Raw genomic sequence first — 16,639 nt, forward strand, 5'->3', positions numbered from 1 at the left:
GCGCCCGCTCAGACCGCGGAGCGGCGGCGGGCCCGGTGGAGGACGGCGAGGGTGCGGGCCGCTCCTCGGCGGTCCCCGGTCTCGCGGTGGACGGCGAGCGCGCGGTGGGCGTGCTGGAGGGCGGCGCGGGGTTCGCCCGAGGCCAGGAAGATGCCCGCGAGAGCGGTCATCGCCTGCCCACGCAGCGCCTGGAAGCCCGCCTGCTCGGCCAGGGCGAGCGCGTGCCGGGCGCGGCCGACGTCCCCCGTGGCCGTCGCGAGGCCGATGAGGATGTCGACCTCGGGGTACCGGTCGCCGGTCTCCCGGATGAGGTCGAGCGCCTGCTCGTAGCGGTGGACCGCGTCGTGCCGGTGGCCGAGGTGGAGGTGGAGGGTGGCGAGCGTGGCGAGCGCCTCCGCCTCGGTCCGGGGGTCGCCCGCCTCTTGGGCCAGGGTGAGACCCTCGCGGGCGTGGTCGAGCGCTTCGGCGCGGCGGCCCAGGTCGAACAGCGCGGCGGCCAGCCTGCTGTTCGCCTCGGCCTCGCCGCTGCGGTCGCCGCCCTCGCGGTGCAGGGTGAGCGACCTGGTGAGCAGGTCGACCGCCTGGTCGGGCAGCCCTCGGGCGCACTGCGCCTGGCCGAGGTTGCTGAGGTTGATCGCCTCGCCGTAGTCCGACCCGATCTCCCGGTACCGGGTCAGGGCCTGGTCGTAGTGCTCCGCCGCCTGGGAGAGCCTGCCCATCTCCCAGTGGACGAGACCGAGGTTCCCGAGCGCGACGGCCTCCCCCGCGGGCTGGCCGATCCCGCGGCTGAGCGCCAGCGCGCGCTCGAACCGGGCACCGGCGACGGCGAGCTTCCCGGACTGCCAGTACACGCACCCGAGGTTGCCGAGCACCGCCGCCTGGGCCTCGACCCAGCCCGCTCGACGTGCCAGCAGGAGCCCGTGCGCGTAGTGCCGGACGGCCTGCCGGTACCGGCCCTGGCGGAAGTGCAGGTCGGCGAGGCTGAGCCGGGCCGCCGCCCCGGCCCGGTGCTCACCGGTCTCCTCGGCCGCGGCGAGCCCGGCCTCCGCCGTGGCCAGCCAGTCCACCCGGCGCATGCTCTTCCAGAAGTAGCCGCGCAGGGCGTCGGCCAGGCGCCAGGCCATGGGCAGCGGCCCGCTCCGCGCCGCTTCCCGGACGGCCGCGACGAGGTTGCCGCGCTCGGTGTCCAGCCAGGTCGACGCGGCGGCCAGGTCGGTGACGGCGGCGGGGGTCCGCGCGTCCGTCACGGGCGCGGGCAGGCGCAGCATGTGCGGGTAGAGCAGCCGGGCGGCGGCGTCGACGGCGTGCAGGTACCAGTCGTACAACCGGTGTCGGGCTGCTTCGCGGTCGGCATCGGGTTCCTGCCGGTCGAGCTGGTCGGCCGCGTAGCGGCGGAGCAGGTCGTGGAAGCGGTAGCGGTCCGGCCCGTGGCGTTCGACGAGGTGCGCGCTCGCGAGCCGGTCCAGCAGCCGACCGGTGGCCTCCTGGTCCGCGCCGGTGAGGGCGGCCACCGCCTCCGTGCTGAAGTCGGTCCCCGGCACCAGGCTCAGCAGGCGGAACAACCGCTGCGCCTCGGCGGGCAGTGCGGCGCAGGACAGGTCGAAGGCCGTCCGCACCGCGATCTGCTCGTCGCCCCGCACCGACAGCGCGGCCAGCAGGTTCCCCTCCCGCAGCTTCGCGACGTAGTCCTCGACACCGCGCCCGGAGTGGTCGGCGAGGTTGGCCGCCGCGATCCGCAGCGCGAGCGGGAGGTAGGCGCACAGCTCGGCCAGTTCGGCGGCCACCTCGTGCTTGGTGCCGAGCACGGACGCCAGCAGCTCCAGCGCGTCGTCGGGGCTCAGCACGTCGAGCGTGAGCTGGCGGGCACCGTGCAGGGCCACGAGCCCGGTCATCCGGTCCCGACCCGTCACCAGCACCAGGCACCCCGGACCGGCGGGCAGCAGCGGGCGGATCTGGTCCGGCCCGACAACGTTGTCCAGCAGCACCAGCGTTCGCCGGTCCGTCATCAGCGTCCGGTACATCGCCGCCGCGGTCTCCAGGTCGAACGGAACGCGCTCGGCGGGGACGCCCAGTGCCGACAGGAACTGCGCGAGCACCTCGATCGGCGCCGCCGCCGGGCCCGGCGCGTGCCCGCGCAGGTTGGCGTAGAGCTGCCCGTCGGGGAACCGGTCCCGCACGCGGTGCGCCCAGTGCACGGCCAGCGCCGTCTTGCCGACGCCCGCCGTGCCGGAGATCGCGGCGATCGTCACCGCCCCGCCCGACCGACCGCCCTCCAGCAGACCGTCCAACGTGGACAGTTGCGCCGTCCGACCGGTGAACCCGCCCGGTTCGGCCGGGAGCTGCTTCGGGACCCGCAGCGCGGACCCCGTCCCCCCGCCGCCCACCGGTTCGCTGTTGTCCCGCAGCAGTTCCGTGTGCGCTTCGCGCAGTTCCGGTCCGGGGTCGATCCCGAGTTCGTCGACGAGCCGGTCGCGGACCTCGTGGTAGATCCGGAAGGCCTTCGCCCGCTGCCCGACCGCGTGGTGCGCGCGGATCAGGCGGGCCTGCGCGGGTTCGTCCAGCGGCTGCTCGGCCGCGGCCTCCACCACGTCCGGCAGGATGTCCGCCGCCGCACCGATCTCGATCATCGCGTCGGCGCGCCGGGCGAGGACCTCCCAGCGCTTCTCGACCAGCGCCACGACCTTCGGGTACGTGGCGAGGAACGGCACGTCCGCGAGCGGCCTGCCCTGCCACAGCCGCAGCGCCTCGCCGAGCAGGGCCGCGACGCGCCCCGTCTCGCCCCCGCGGTGCGCCGTGCCCGCTTCGGCGACGAGGCTCCGGAAGCGCACCAGGTCGATGTCCACGACGTCCTGGTTCAGCGCGTAGCCGCCGCTCACGTGGGGCAGGACCTCGCTGCTGGTGCGGCGGGGGCGGTCGGGCTCCAGCAGTCGGCGCAGGTGCTTGATGTGCGTCTGGAGCACGTTGACCGCGCTGCGCGGCGGCCGGTCGCCCCACAGGGAGTCGACCAGTTCGAGCTTCGTCATCGCCTCGCCCTCGGCGAGGACCAGCAGCCCCAGCACGGCCCGCCGGGCGGGTGGCCCGAGGTCGACCTCCGCGGCACCGTTCCACGCCCGCGACGAACCCAGCACCTGGATCCGCACGGAGTTGACCACCACTGGTCGGAACGTAACCAACCGGCCGGAACCCCACAAGAACATTCGGACGAAACCGGCCCGCCGACCCGACAATGGGGCCGCTCAGGCTAGCGGCCCGCAACCAAGTGGTCCGCTCCCTATCGAGACGGCGGCGGTTCTCGGGACGTGGAAGGGGCGGTCGCCGGAGGAAGCCGACGGCCGCCACCGCCCAGTATCCGGCACGGAGCCCGGTCCTCGCCCGCGCAGTACCGCAGTCCCGTGGTCCCGTCCGGGTGGAAAGCGGTTCCACCTCGGCGACGCCCCGCGCTAGCGGCTGGTGACGAGGCCGTCCATGAGCAGGTCCAGGAGGCGTTCGGCGAGGTCCGGCTGCGGTGGTTTGCCGCTCGCGATGGCGATCCCGAGGAGGCTCGCGCCGACGTCGGAGGCGGACACGTCGGCCCGGACGCTGCCGTCGGCCACCCCCGCCGCCAGCAGGGCGGTGATGGACTCGGTCACCAGCTCCGTGGTGTGGTCGTACGGGTTGACGCCGGACTCGACGAGGGAGCGGAGGGCGTCGGCCATGCCGATCTTGGCGTTCACGTAGTCCATGAAGCGGCCCATCCACGCCCTCAGCGCCTGCCGTGGCGGGAGCGCGGCGAGCAGGTCGGTGGAGGCTTCGCAGAGCTTGCCCAGCTCACTGCGGTAGGCGGCTTCGATCAGCGCCTCGCGGGTCGGGAAGTTGCGGTACAGGGTGGCCGGGCCGACGCCCGCCTCCTTGGCGATGCGGTCGAGCGTGGCGTCGAGGCCGTCCCTGGCGAACATGGTGACCGCGGTGCAGAGGATCTTGTCGCGGTTGCGCTGGGCGTCGGCGCGCAGCGGCCGTCCCTCGAACCTGCCCATTGTTCGCCATCCTTTCCCGCCCCGGTTGCAAGTGGAGACTGCTATCACTTAGCCTCGGAAGTGAGAGCGATCTCCACTTTATCGGCGTGAGGCCTCTGAACACGCACGATGTGAGAAAGGGATCGCCCGAGCCCTGAGAGGACATGCTGTGCCACCCACCACGCGCAGTGACATCTCCTTGCGGGTCAACGGGGAGACGCACGCGCTCACCGTCGACAACCGCACCACCCTGCTGGACGCGCTGAGGGAAAACCTCGGCTTGACCGGTACGAAGAAGGGCTGCGACCAGGGCCAGTGCGGCGCGTGCACCGTGCTGGCCGACGGCAGGCGAGCGGTCTCGTGCCTGCAACTCGCCGTCGCGGCCGAAGGCGCCGACATCACCACCGTCGAGGGCATCTCCGACGGCGAGGACCTGCACCCGGTGCAGGAGGCGTTCCTCGAACTCGACGGCTACCAGTGCGGCTACTGCACCTCCGGCCAGATCTGCTCGGCCGTCGCCGTCATCCGGGAGCACGCGGCGGGCTGGCCCAGCGCGGCCACCGGCGACGTGCGGCCCGACGCGGAGCCCCCGCCGCTGGACGCGGCCGAGATCCGCGAGCGGATGAGCGGCAACCTGTGCCGGTGCGGGGCGTACCCGGCGATCGTGCGAGCGGTCGGCCGAGCCGCCGAGCAGACGAACGCAGGCCAAGGCGCCGAGCGGACGAACGCAGGCCGTGCGGCCGTCGGTCTTGGCACGGCCGAGGAATCGAAGGTGACGGCGTGAAGGAATTCGGCTACAACCGCGCGTCGGGCGTCCGGGACGCGGTCGCCCTGCTCGCGCACGAGCCCGAGGCCCGGTTCCTCGGCGGCGGCACGAACCTCGTCGACCTGATGAAGGCGGGGGTGGAGACCCCCGACCTGCTGGTCGACGTCCGCGGCCTCCCGCTCGGCCGCGTCGAGCTCCGGTCCGACGGCGCCCTCACGATCGGCGCGACGGTCACCAACAGCGACCTCGCCGCCCACCCCGAGGTCCGGCGCCGGTTCCCCGCGCTGGCCGAGGCGGTGCTGGCGGGCGCGTCCGGCCAGCTCCGCAACGTGGCCACGGTCGGCGGCAACCTGCTCCAGCGCACCCGGTGCGGCTACTTCACCGACACGTCGTTCCCGTGCAACAAGCGGGTCCCCGGCAGCGGCTGCCCCGCGATCACCGGCGAGCACCACAACCACGCGATCCTGGGCGCGTCGGACCACTGCGTCGCGACCAACCCGTCGGACATGGGCGTGGCGCTCGCGGCGTTCGACGCGGTGATCTCCTTCGAGACCGTCGACGGCCCCGGCGAGCTGGCACTGAGCGAGTTCTACCCGCCGGTCGGCGACACCCCGCACGTCGAGACCTCGCTGCCAGCGGGCGCGCTGATCACCGCCGTCACGCTGCCCGCGGCACCGGTCGCGGCGCGGTCCCGCTACCGCAAGGTCCGCGAGCGCGCGTCCTACGCGTTCGCCACCGGCTCGATCGCCGCGGCGGTCGACGTCGAGGGCGGCGTGGTGCGCGACGTCCGGATCGCCTTCGGCGCCGTGGCCTCCCGGCCGTGGCGCGCCCACGAGGCCGAGCGGGCGCTGATCGGGGCGCCCGCGACGGCGCAGGCGTTCGGCGCCGCGGCCGACGCCGAACTGGCCGCCGCGAAACCGTTGGCGCACAACGGGTACAAGGTGCCGCTGCTGCGCAACCTCGTGGTGTCCGTGCTGACCGAACTCACCGAGGAGGCCGCCCGATGACCGATCTGACGGACAGCGCCACCCGCGCCGTCGGCACGTCGACCGTCCGCGTGGAGGGCCGCGAGAAGGTCACCGGCGCGGCCCGCTACGCCGCCGACGTCCCGTTCGAGGGGCTCGCGCACGGCTGGCTGGTGCTCGCCACGGTGGCGCGCGGTCGCGTGAGTTCGATCGGCGTGGACCCGGTGCTCGCCATGCCCGGCGTGATCGGCGTCATCCACCACGGCAACGCCCCGCGCCTCAACCCCAAGGCGGGCATGTTCGGGATCCCCGACGGGACCCTGCAACTGCTCCAGGACGACCGGGTGCCGCACTTCGGCAGGCCGGTGGCGCTGGTCGTCGCGGAAACCCTCGAACAGGCGAGGGCGGGCGCGGACGCGCTGGTCGTCACCTACGAGGAGGAGCCGCACGACACCGCCTTCTCCGCCGACCACCCCGGCGCCTACACGCCCGTCTCCGCGCCCGTCTCGGCCAAGGGCGACGTGGACGCCGAGATCGCCGCCTCCCCCGTCGTGGTCGACCAGCGGTACTCCACGCCGGAGGAGCACCACGGGTCGATGGAGCCGCACGCCTCGATGGCGCGCTGGGAGAACGGCCGCCTGGAGGTCGTGGACTCCAACCAGGGCTCGTTCATGGTGTCGACGATCCTCTCCGCGCTGTTCCACCTCGACGAGGGCGTCGTCCGGGTGCGGGCCGAGCACGTCGGCGGCGGGTTCGGGTCCAAGGGCGTGGGGGCTCAGCTCATCCTCGCGGTGATGGCCGCGACCACGTTCGACCGGCCGGTGCGCGTCACGCTGACGCGCCACCAGGTGTTCACCGTGACCGGCATGCGGCCCGCGACCCGGCAGCGCATCCGGCTGGGCGCGGACTCCACCGGGCGGCTGCGGGCGATCGACCACGAGTCGGTCAACCAGACCTCGACCATCTACGAGTACGTCGAGCGCAACGGCGAGGTCACGCACGCCCTGTACGCCGCGGACGCCATCCGCATCAGCACCTCCGTGGTCCCGGTCGACCTGCCGACGCCCACGTGGATGCGCGCGCCGGGCTGCGCGCCCGGCTCGTTCGCCGTGGAGTCGGCGATGGACGAGCTGGCCGAGGCCACCGGGATCGACCCGGTCGAACTGCGGCTGCGCAACGAACCGCAGGTGGGGCCGCTGTCGGGGCTCCCGTTCAGCAGCCGCAACCTCGTCGGCTGCCTCCAGGAGGGAGCCCGCCGCTTCGGCTGGGCCGACCGCGACCCGCGACCGGGCGTCCGCCGCGACGGCCGGTGGCTGGTCGGCACCGGGATGGCCGCCGGGATCTACGGCGCGGGCTCGGTGCCGTCCACGGCGGCGGTCACGGCCGAGGCCGACGGCGGGTACACGGTGGCCATCGGCGCCGCCGATATCGGCACCGGCGCCAGGACGGCGCTGACGCTCGTGGCGGCCGAGGCGCTGAACGTGCCCCCGTCCGCCGTGCGGATGAAGATCGCCGACAGCGACCTGGGCTCCGCGTGGTTCGCGGGCGGCTCCAGGGGCACGTCGTCCTGGTCGTGGGCCGTCACGGCCGCGGCGGAAGACCTGCGCGACAAGCTGGTCGGGATCGACCGGATCCCCCCGGAGGGGATCACCGGCCGTGGCGACACCGCCGCCCAGATCGCCGCGCTCGCCCAGCAGGAGCGGCACGCGCACGGCGCCCAGTTCGCCGAGGTGGCCGTCGACCCGCTGACCGGTGAGGTGCGGGTGCGGCGGATGCTCGGGATCTTCGCGGCGGGCCGGATCGTCAACCCGCTGACCACGCGCAGCCAACTCGTCGGCGGCATGGTCATGGGTCTGTCGATGGCCCTGCACGAGGAGGGGCTCCGCGACGCCGCGTTCGGCGGCCAGGTCAACGGCGACTTCGCCGGGTACCACGTCGCCGCGCACGCCGACGTGCCGGACATCGAGGCCGACTGGGTCGACGACTACGACCCCAGCCACCCCAGCGGGATCAAGGGGGTCGGCGAGGTCGCCATCGTGGGCACGGCTGCCGCGGTCGCGAACGCCGTGTGGCACGCGACCGGCGTCCGCCACCGCACGCTGCCGATCAGCCTGAGCCGCGTCCTGACGTCCCAGGCGTGACCGACGGGTGGGCCCGGCCGAGCCGGGCCCACCCGTGGCATCTCTACCTCGAAGGCGAGAACGCGCGGCGCACGGTCGCGGCGAGGGCCGCGCGGCGCCGGTCGTGGTCCGCCACGGGGTCGGCGGGGGCGGCGGCGTGGAGCAGGCTGACCGGTGACCAGGTCAGCGCCATCGCCGTGACGATCGACAGGACGTCGGCCGGGTCCAGTTCCGGGTCCACGTGGCCGGTGCGCTGCGCGGCGGCGATGGCCCCCAGCTTGACCTCGGTCTGCTCCTCCATGGTGGACACCAGGTGGCCGGTGGGAACGCGTTCGAGGCGGGCCCACGCCGCCAGGCGCACCAGTTCCGGCTGGAGCAGGCAGGCGTCGTACAGGCGGACGGCGTAGCCGGGCAGGTCCTCCGCCGTCATCGGCACGGTGTCGACGATCCGGTCGGCGTGCTCGGCGAAGACCGCCTCGAACAGGCCGTCCTTGTTGCCGTAGTACGCGTAGAGCTGTGCCTTGTTGGCACGGGCGTTGGCCGAGATCCGGTCGACGCGGGCGCCCGCGATGCCGTGGGTGGCGAACTCCTCGGCCGCCGCGTCGAGCAAGCGGCGGCGGGTGGCCTGTCCGTCCTTCATGGGTCTCATTCTAACTAACCAGTCTGTTTGACCGCTCGCCGGATCGCGCCTATGGTCGGAAGAGCAAGTAACTGACTAGTTTGTTTGACCCTGGAGGCTGACCATGACTTCCCTGATCACCACGGCTTTCACCGCGCGGAGCACCGCCGACGAGGTGGTGGAGGGGATCGACCTGTCCGGCGTGCGCGCCGTCGTCACCGGCGCGTCCTCCGGCATCGGCGTCGAGACCGCCCGGTCGCTGGCCCGAGCGCGGGCCGACGTCACCCTCGCGGTGCGCGACCCGGAGGCGGGCGCTCGCGTCGCGCGGGACCTGGCGGAGACGACCGGCAACCACGCGGTCCACGTCGCGCACCTGGACCTCGCCGACCGCGGCAGCGTCGACCGGTTCCTGGCCGACCACGACGGCCCCTTGCACCTGCTGATCACCAACGCGGGCATCATGGCCACGCCCGAGACGCGCACCGCGGAGGGCTGGGAACTCCAGTTCGCCACCAACCACCTCGGGCACTTCGCCCTCGCGCTCGGCCTGCACGACGCCCTCGCCGCGGGCGCCGCCGAGCGGGGCGGCGCCCGCGTCGTCGCGCTCAGCTCCGCCGCCCACATGGTCGCGCCGGTCGACTTCGACGACCTCCACTTCCGCGAGCGCCCCTACGACCCGATGGTCGCCTACGGCCAGTCCAAGACCGCCGCGGTCCTGTTCGCGGTGGAGGCCACCCGCCGGTGGGCGGCCGACGGGATCATCGCCAACGCCGTCAACCCCGGCGGTGTCGCCACCGGGCTCCAGAAGCACTTCACCCAGGAGGTCCACGACCAGTTCGACCGCTTCGAGGCCGAGGGCGTCTTCACCTACAAGACCCCGCAGCAGGGCGCGGCCACCACGATGGTCGCCGCGGTCGCGCCGGAGTTCGCGAACACCGGCGGCCACTACCTCGACGACGGCCGCGAAGCCGCCACCGTCCCCGACGACGCCAAGCCCGACGAGCACCCCCACGGCGTCAAGCGCTGGGCACTCGACCCGGTCGCGGCCGAGAAGCTGTGGACGGTCTCGCTCGACCTGCTCGACAAGACCGCCTGACGCCCGTTCCGATTCACCAGCCACCGCCGGTTGGTAACTTCGATCGGTGACCTCACGGAACTTCGAGATCTGCGTCGACGCGAACGACCCCGACCTGCTGCGTCCGTTCTGGCGCACGGCGTTGGGTTACGTCGACGAGCGAACCCCCGAAGGCGCGCTCGACCTCGTCGATCCTCAGGGCAACCGGCCGACGGTGTGGTTCCAGACCGTTCCGGAGACCAAGACCGCCAAGAACCGCCTGCACCTGGACATCCGGGTCACGCCGGAGGAACGCGATCGGATCGCCGCCGAACTGGTCGCCCTCGGCGGGACCGTCGTGGCGGTGCACGCCCGGTTCACCACGCTGACCGATCCCGAGGGCAACGAACTGTGCCTCACGGCGCACTGACCACCCCGCCAAGCTCCACCACGGGTCGTTGCCAGCCGTCCGACGCCTGCTCCGGTGCAGGATCTCCCGCAGCCCGTCGAAAGCTCATTTCATTCAACACTGAAGCAATAGTGGTGGCCGGTCCCCCAGGGCTGGCCACCACGATCACTTGACCAGCGCCACCCTCATCGCCACGCCGTTCTGCCTGCCCGCGTCGATGTCGTAGTCGACGGACACGGTCAGGTTGTTGGCGAACGCGTCGCGCAGCAGGTCGAGCATCCCCTGCCGCGCCACGCGGTTGCCGTCGTTGCGGAGCTGGAAGCCCATCGCTCGCGCGGGCTCGGTGTTGATCTTCAGGACCGCCTCGGTGTCGATGAAGTCGGCGGGGGGACCGAACCCCGTGCCGACGTCGTGCACGCGCAGGAAGGTCAGCTTCCCGGTGGTGTTCAGCCGTGCCATGTCACTCTCCTTCTGGCTTCACGGGAGGTCGGCGACCCGGACGAGGACGCCGTTGTCGATGCCGGTGCGCCGGTAGTCGACGCGGACCGGGCTGTTGCGGTCGAACGCCGTGCGCAGGGTGTCGAGCATCCCCTTGCGCACGACCTCGGTCGTGCCCTCGCGGAGCTGGAACCCGAACGCGCGGCCGGGTTCGGTGTCGAGCTGGACGACGACCTCGACGTCCAGGAAGTCCGACGGCGGCCCGAACCCGGTGCCGACGTCGTGCACCCGCAGGAACGTCACCCTGCCGGTGGTCTCCACGACGCTCGGCAGGAACGGGTTGAGGACCTGGCGGATCCGGCGCGCGCACACCGCGCAGAACTCCTGGTCCACGAACCTCATCCGGCAGGTGAACTGCGGCCGAAAGGCACCGCAGTGGAAGTGGTCGGCGCCTTCGTACGCGCCGACCGCGCTCGCGGGTACACCGGCGGGCGGCCCGGTCCGGGGATCGCACTTCGTGCAATCCGGGTTCGTCGTGGTGGGCAGCGGCGTGGCCGACGCGACCAGCTCGCGCCACTTGAGCGTCGCCCGGTCGGCGTTCGTGGTCACGTTGGGCTGGGCAGGCTCACCCGGTGGGTGGCGGTTGTGGTCGTCCTCCAGACCGCAACCCTGGAGGTACTCGTACTCGTCGGCGAGCCCGAAAGCGCTGTGCCCCAACTCGTGCAGCGCGACCTGGTTCGAGTCCGACGCCTGGGAGAAGACCGCCACCTCACCGCCGGAACCGCCGCGCTTGGTCGAGTTCACCGACACCACGATCTTGTGCCACTGCGGCACCTGCGCGGTGGCGACCGCCATCGCCGTGGCGTCGTCGACGACCAGCAGCCGGTCGAGGCCGTTGGCGCAGAACGTGCCGTCGAGGTAGGTCGCCGCCACCGCACCCGTGCCGCCGCAGGTCGTCGGGTCGTCGGCTCCGCTGTCGGTCGACACGACGTCGACCCGGAACACGTTGATCGCCTGCCGCAGCGACGAGAACGGCACCGAGCCCAACAGCCCGTCGGTGAACGACTTCACGTCCGTGGCGTAGTCCGCCAGTTCGGTCTCGCGGTACCCGTCGCCGAGCACCACCAGGTTCCAGCGGGACGCCGGGTCACCCGCGTCCACGATCTTGGTGGTCCCGACGACCCTGCCGTCCGAGGTCGTCACGACCCACCTCCCCCGCCGAGCGGGAACCTGGCCAGTTCCGTCGCGCCCTCCGCCCGCGCCGTGCTCCCGACGCCGCTCAGGAACGACAGGTGGTCCGCTTCGGCGAAACCCGGTACCAGCACGGCGAAACCGCCCCGCCGCCCGGTCACGCGGGTCCGCCGCAGCGACGGTCCGGAGTCGTCCGCGAGCACCTCGACGGTCTCCTCCAGCGGCCCGGTCAGCACCCGCCGGTGCAGCGGGCGACCGTCCGCGTCCCGCACCTCGACCCACACGCCGAGGTGGTCGTCGTACCCGTCGAGCTGGTCGGTCGGCGGCACCAGCGCGTCGACGGCCTCGCTCGACACCAGCCGCACCTCGCGGCCCTCGTACTCGAAGATGAGCCGCACCGCCCGCGGCTTGGGTTCGCTCAACGCCATGGGGTTCCCCTCTCCTGTTCCTCACCCCTCTCGGCGTTCCACCCCCGTTCCAGCGAGTTCCACGGTCACAGCACGAAGCCCTCCGGGAACGGGTCGGTCGGGTCGAGCAGGTACTGGGCGGTGCCGGTGATCCACGCGCGGCCAGTGACGGTGGGGATGACGGTGTCGCCGTCGCCCGCGCGGACGAGCCTGCCGGTGAACCTGGTGCCCAGCAGGGACTCGTTGACGAAGTCCACGCCGAAGCCCAGTTCGCCGCGCGCGTGGAGCTGGGCGAGGCGGGCGGACGTGCCGGTGCCGCAGGGGGAGCGGTCGAACCAGCCGGGGTGGATGGCCATCGCGTTGCGCGAGTCGCTGCCGTTCACGCCGGGCGCGGTGAACTGCACGTGCTTGCAGCCCGAGATCGCCGGGTCGACCGGGTGCACGGGCCGGTCGGTGGCGTCGATCGCGGCCATGATGTCCAGCCCGGCGGCCAACATCCGGTCCTTCTCGGCCCGGTCGAACGGGATCCCGAGGTCGGCCAGGGGCAGGATCGCGTAGAAGTTGCCGCCGTACGCCATGTCGTAGCGGACGGTCCCCAGGCCGGGCACCTCCACGGTCGCGTCCAGCGCGGCCGCGAACGACGGCACGTTCTCGATGGTCACCGACTCGGCCCGACCGTCGCGCACGGCCACCCGCGCCTCGACCAGTCCGGCCGGGGTGTCCAGGCGCACCAGGGTTTCCGGCTCGGTGACGGTCACCATGCCGGTCTCCACCAGCACCGTCGCCACTCCGATCGTGCCGTGCCCGCACATCGGCAGGCACCCGGACACCTCGATGTAGAGGACGCCCCAGTCGGCGTCCGGGCGGGTCGGCGGCTGGAGGATCGCGCCGCTCATCGCGGGGTGGCCGCGCGGCTCGTTGACCAGGAACCTCCGCAGGTGGTCGAGGTGCTCGACGAAGTGCAGCCGCCGCGCGGCCATGGTGTCGCCGGGGATCACGCCCACGCCGCCGGTGATCACCCGCGTGGGCATGCCCTCGGTGTGTGAGTCGACGGCGGTCAGGCAGCGGGTGGAGCGCACGTCACTCCCCCTTCAGGTGGTCGAACGCCCGGCGCAGGTCCGCGTCGAGCACCTCGAGCTGGGCGTCCGACAGCGGTCCGCGCGGCGGCCTGCACGGACCCCCGAAGCGCCCGGCCGCGTCCATGCCGCGCTTGATGGCCTGCACGAACTCCGTGCGCGAGTCCCAGCGGAACGCCGCGACCAGCGGCTCGTAGAGCGCCCGCGCCTCCTCCACCTCCCCGGCGCGCGCCAGTTCGTAGAGCCGGGCGGACTCGGCCGGGAACACGTTGGGGAACCCGGCGAACCACCCGGTCGCGCCCATCAGCAGCGACTCCAGCACCACGTCGTCCGCGCCCGCGACCACGGTCAGCCCCGGCGCGCGTTCGCGGATCTCCAGCACCCGCCGCACGTCGCCGGAGAACTCCTTCACCGCCTCCACGTTGTCGATGGCGGCGATCTCGGCGAGCAGGTCGGGGGTCAGGTCGACCTTGGTGTCGAAGGGGTTGTTGTAGACCATCACCGGCAGCCCGACCGCGGCCACCTCGGTGAAGTGGGCGACGACCTCGCGCGGGTTCGCCCGGTACATCGTGGGTGGCAGGCACAGCACGCCGTCCGCGCCGTCCTCGGCCGCCAGTTCGGCCCAGTGCCTGGCCTGGTGCGAGCCGGGCCCGTGCACGCCGACCACGACCACGGCGTCCGAGCCGACGGCGGCCACGGCCGTCCGCACGACCGAGCGGCGTTCGGCGTCGGTGAGCGACGAGTACTCCCCCAGCGAGCCGTTCGGGCCGACGCCGCGGCAGCCGTTGTCGACCACCCACCGGCAGTGCTCCGCGTAGCGGTCCAGGTCGGGCCTCAGCCCGGCGGGCGCGCTCGGGTCCTCGGCGTAGGGCAGCGCGGTCGCCACGATCACGCCGTCGAGACGTTCGGTCACGGGTCCTCCTCGGGGTGCTGGGCGAGTTCGCCGAGCCTCAACGGCGTGGCGAACGGTCTGCGGTGGAACGCGTCGGCGTCGGGCAGCGGGTGCCCGAGCCGGGCCGCGGCCAGGTCGGCGACCTCCCGGCCGCACGTCCGGCCCTGGCACGGGCCCAGTCCGGCGCGGCTGACGAGCTTGAGCGTGCGGCCGTCGGCGGCGCCCCGGTCCAGGGCGGCGTGCAGGTCGCCCACGGTGACCTCCTCGCACCGGCACAGCAGCGTGTCGGGGGTGAGCCAGCCGTGGCGGCCGGTCGGCACGGGGTGGGCGGCGGCGAGGGCCGCGGCGAACCGCCTGCCCCGCCGGATGGCCCGCAGGGCGGCGATCGGCGGGTCCGGCGCGCGGGCGGCGGCCGCCCCGGCGACCTCGCCCTCGGCCGCCGCGAGGTCCGCGCCGCCGATACCGGTGATCTCCCCCGCCGCGTACACGCCGCGAACGGACGTGGCGCCGACCGCGTCGACCCGCACGAAGCCGTCCACGAGGTCGCAGCCCAGGCCCACGGCCAGGTCCAGGCGCGGGGTGAAGCCGTGGCCGACGCACACCGCGTCCACGGCCACCCGCACGCCGTCGCACACCGTCCAGTCCGGTCGGAGGCGGGCCACGGTCACCGACGTGACCCGGTCGTCCCCGTGCGCGGCGACCACGGCGGTCCGCAGGCGCACCCGGCCCAGCAGCCGGGCGTAGCGCGCGAGTTCGGGTAGCTTCTGCGGCACGGCCAGTGGATGCCGTGCCCAGCCGGTCACCCCGTTGGCCTCCAGCACGGTGACGGTCGCGCCGACGTCCAGCAGCGACGAGGCGACGGGCAGCAGGAACGGGCCGGTGCCGGACACGACGACCCGCCTCCCGACCGCCACGCCGTGCCCCTTGGCCAACGCCTGCGCCGCGCCCGCCGTGTAGACGCCGGGCAGGTCCCAGCCGGGGAACGGCACCACCCGGTCGTGAGCGCCCGTCGCGAGCACCACGGCGTCGGCGTCGAGCACCCGCCCGGTCCGGTGTGGACTGTCGGCCGGACCGGTGCGGACGTGCAGCCGCAGGCCTTCCGCCGCCCACGCGGTGCTCTCCGGCAGGTGGCGCACGCGCGGATCGGCGCGCTGGGCGGTGCCCCGGTGGTACTGGCCGCCGAGCTGCCTCTCGGAGTCCACCAGCACGACCTCGGCGCCCGCCCGCGCCGCGGCGTCGGCGGCGGCGAGTCCGGCGGGCCCTCCCCCGACCACGACGACCCTCATCCCGGCAGCTCCGCCCCGCGCTGCGAGCGCACGACGTCACCGTCGGCGGGAACCCGTTGGCACGCCCGGACGTCCGGCACGCCGTTGACGACGACCAGGCAGTCGAAGCACACGCCGATCCCGCAGAACACCCCGCGCGGCCTGCCACCGGCGCGGGTCGTCCGCCACGACACCCGGCCCGCGGCGATCAGCGCGGCGGCGATCGTCCGCCCCTCCGGCACGTCGAACGGCTCGCCGTCCACGGTGATCCTCACGCGCACACCCCCGGTCGGTCCACTCGGAACGGTCGCGCGTCCACGTGCGGCTCGACGCCCGTGACCAGTTCGGCCAGCAGGCGTCCGGTGGCCGCCGCCAGCCCGATGCCCGCGCCCTCGTGACCGGTGGCGTGCCACAGGCCCGGACAGCGCGGATCGGGCCCGATGACCGGCAGGTGGTCGGGCGCGTATGGCCGGAACCCGCCGTAGGCGCGCAGGACCTGGACGTCGGCCAGCACCGGGAACAGCCCGACCGCGCGGCGGGCGAGCGCGCGGGGCACCTCGACCCGCAGCGAGGCGTCGAAGCCGACCCGTTCGCGGCTCGAACCGATGAGCACGGTGCCTCCCGCCGTCGACTCGACCACCGTGGACACCTGGAGGTCCGCGTCACCGCTGGCGACCGCGCCCACGTAATCGGCGTCGTACACCTTGTGCCGCACGGTGCCCGGCGGCAGCGGGGCCGTCACGAGGATGACGCCCCGGCGCGGGAGCACGGTGATCGGCGCGCCGAACGCCGTGGACACCTCGCCGGACCACGGGCCGCAGGCGATCACCACGGCCCCGCACGGCACGTCGCCGTCGTCGGTCCGGACGGCCGCGACCGCGCCGTTCGCCAGTCGCACCCCGAGCGCCCGCACGCCGGGCCTCAGCGTGCCGCCTCTGCGGCGGACGGCGGCGAGCAGCGCCTTCGTCACGAGCACCGGCTGGAGCTGGGCGTCCTGCGGGTAGTGGACGGCCGCGACGACGGCGCGCGTGAGGTGCGGTTCGAGGTCGAACGCCTCGGCCGGGGTGATCGGCCGCGCGTCCACGCCCGCCGCCCGCTGGGCCTCGGCGAAGGCCGTCAACGCGGTGTCGCCGGTGGCGACGACCAGACCGCCCTTGGGGTCCCACTCCACGTCCGCGCCGAGTTCGGCGAGCAGGTCGGGCCAGCGGCCCAGCGAGGCGAGCGCGAGGTCGAGTTCGGGGCCTGGTTCCTTGTCGGAGACCAGGACGTTGCCCTCTCCCGCGGCGGACGTGCCCGCGCCGAGCGGGCCGCGGTCCAGCACGGTCACCCGGAGTCCGGCCGCGCTCAGCGCCTCGGCGCACGCCGCGCCGATGACGCCCGCGCCGACCACCACCACGTCCGGGTACCGCACTCGCACTCCAATCGTTCATTGAAGTGAACGATCC

Annotated in this window: 16 protein-coding genes; 5 read left to right on the forward strand and 11 right to left on the reverse strand. The window is 73.6% G+C overall.

Annotation, left to right across the window (positions count from 1 at the left end):
* Window positions 1-8: 8 nt before the first annotated feature.
* Together NZH93_RS27590 and NZH93_RS27595 are read right to left on the reverse strand one after the other, a co-directional pair.
* Window positions 9-3,155 (reverse strand): AfsR/SARP family transcriptional regulator, encoded by a 3,147-nt coding sequence (locus NZH93_RS27590; RefSeq protein ID WP_259626123.1) that lies wholly within the window; start codon window positions 3,153-3,155, stop codon window positions 9-11.
* Window positions 3,156-3,440: 285 nt separating this feature from the next.
* The gene (locus tag NZH93_RS27595) at window positions 3,441-4,013 is read right to left on the reverse strand and encodes a TetR/AcrR family transcriptional regulator (protein ID WP_259626124.1); all 573 of its coding nucleotides are present in this window, start codon (window positions 4,011-4,013) and stop codon (window positions 3,441-3,443) included.
* Window positions 4,014-4,161: 148 nt separating this feature from the next.
* Between NZH93_RS27595 and NZH93_RS27600 the strand changes: the two genes are divergently transcribed.
* Genes NZH93_RS27600 through NZH93_RS27610 form a run of 3 tightly spaced genes read left to right on the forward strand, consistent with a single transcriptional unit; the run spans window position 4,162 to window position 7,864 of the window.
* Complete coding sequence (locus NZH93_RS27600; RefSeq protein ID WP_259626125.1) at window positions 4,162-4,776, forward strand: (2Fe-2S)-binding protein; 615 nt, start codon at window positions 4,162-4,164, stop codon at window positions 4,774-4,776.
* Window positions 4,773-5,765 carry an FAD binding domain-containing protein gene (locus NZH93_RS50835; RefSeq protein WP_259626126.1) on the forward strand — a complete coding sequence of 331 codons (993 nt, stop codon included), beginning with the start codon at window positions 4,773-4,775 and terminating at the stop codon, window positions 5,763-5,765. Before NZH93_RS27600 ends, NZH93_RS50835 begins: the two co-directional genes overlap by 4 nt.
* Window positions 5,762-7,864, forward strand: coding sequence for a xanthine dehydrogenase family protein molybdopterin-binding subunit (locus tag NZH93_RS27610; protein WP_259626127.1), 2,103 nt, complete (start codon window positions 5,762-5,764; stop codon window positions 7,862-7,864). Before NZH93_RS50835 ends, NZH93_RS27610 begins: the two co-directional genes overlap by 4 nt.
* A 43-nt stretch (window positions 7,865-7,907) precedes the next feature.
* Here NZH93_RS27610 and NZH93_RS27615 read toward each other — a convergent pair whose 3' ends face one another.
* Entirely contained in the window at window positions 7,908-8,483 is a 576-nt protein-coding gene (locus NZH93_RS27615) for a TetR/AcrR family transcriptional regulator (RefSeq protein WP_259626128.1), read from the reverse strand.
* Between the two features lie 103 nt (window positions 8,484-8,586).
* Between NZH93_RS27615 and NZH93_RS27620 the strand changes: the two genes are divergently transcribed.
* Window positions 8,587-9,558 (forward strand): SDR family NAD(P)-dependent oxidoreductase, encoded by a 972-nt coding sequence (locus NZH93_RS27620; protein ID WP_308214245.1) that lies wholly within the window; start codon window positions 8,587-8,589, stop codon window positions 9,556-9,558.
* 46 nt (window positions 9,559-9,604) lie between these two features.
* Window positions 9,605-9,946, forward strand: coding sequence for a VOC family protein (locus NZH93_RS27625; protein ID WP_259626129.1), 342 nt, complete (start codon window positions 9,605-9,607; stop codon window positions 9,944-9,946).
* A 144-nt stretch (window positions 9,947-10,090) separates the two neighbouring features.
* Here NZH93_RS27625 and NZH93_RS27630 read toward each other — a convergent pair whose 3' ends face one another.
* From NZH93_RS27630 to NZH93_RS27665, 8 genes are all read right to left on the reverse strand, one after another.
* A complete protein-coding gene (locus tag NZH93_RS27630; protein WP_259626130.1) occupies window positions 10,091-10,384 on the reverse strand; it encodes a hypothetical protein in 294 nt (97 codons plus the stop codon).
* Between the two features lie 18 nt (window positions 10,385-10,402).
* Window positions 10,403-11,566: a M64 family metallopeptidase gene (locus tag NZH93_RS27635; RefSeq protein ID WP_259626131.1), complete on the reverse strand. Its 1,164-nt coding sequence runs from the start codon at window positions 11,564-11,566 to the stop codon at window positions 10,403-10,405.
* Entirely contained in the window at window positions 11,563-11,982 is a 420-nt protein-coding gene (locus NZH93_RS27640) for a hypothetical protein (RefSeq protein WP_259626132.1), read from the reverse strand. The genes NZH93_RS27635 and NZH93_RS27640 overlap by 4 nt, the downstream gene beginning before the upstream one ends.
* A gap of 65 nt (window positions 11,983-12,047) precedes the next feature.
* Window positions 12,048-13,040 (reverse strand): proline racemase family protein, encoded by a 993-nt coding sequence (locus NZH93_RS27645; RefSeq protein WP_259626133.1) that lies wholly within the window; start codon window positions 13,038-13,040, stop codon window positions 12,048-12,050.
* A 1-nt stretch (window position 13,041) separates the two neighbouring features.
* On the reverse strand, window positions 13,042-13,950 hold the full coding sequence (locus NZH93_RS27650) for a dihydrodipicolinate synthase family protein (RefSeq protein ID WP_259626134.1): 909 nt from the start codon (window positions 13,948-13,950) through the stop codon (window positions 13,042-13,044).
* Window positions 13,947-15,215, reverse strand: coding sequence for an FAD/NAD(P)-dependent oxidoreductase (locus NZH93_RS27655; RefSeq protein ID WP_259626135.1), 1,269 nt, complete (start codon window positions 15,213-15,215; stop codon window positions 13,947-13,949). The genes NZH93_RS27650 and NZH93_RS27655 overlap by 4 nt, the downstream gene beginning before the upstream one ends.
* Complete coding sequence (locus NZH93_RS27660) at window positions 15,212-15,469, reverse strand: (2Fe-2S)-binding protein (RefSeq protein ID WP_259626136.1); 258 nt, start codon at window positions 15,467-15,469, stop codon at window positions 15,212-15,214. The genes NZH93_RS27655 and NZH93_RS27660 overlap by 4 nt, the downstream gene beginning before the upstream one ends.
* On the reverse strand, window positions 15,466-16,605 hold the full coding sequence (locus NZH93_RS27665; protein ID WP_259626137.1) for an NAD(P)/FAD-dependent oxidoreductase: 1,140 nt from the start codon (window positions 16,603-16,605) through the stop codon (window positions 15,466-15,468). The genes NZH93_RS27660 and NZH93_RS27665 overlap by 4 nt, the downstream gene beginning before the upstream one ends.
* Window positions 16,606-16,639 lie beyond the last annotated feature (34 nt).

It is taken from the genome of Umezawaea endophytica, assembly GCF_025061645.1.
In the GTDB taxonomy this organism is placed as follows: domain Bacteria; phylum Actinomycetota; class Actinomycetes; order Mycobacteriales; family Pseudonocardiaceae; genus Umezawaea; species Umezawaea endophytica.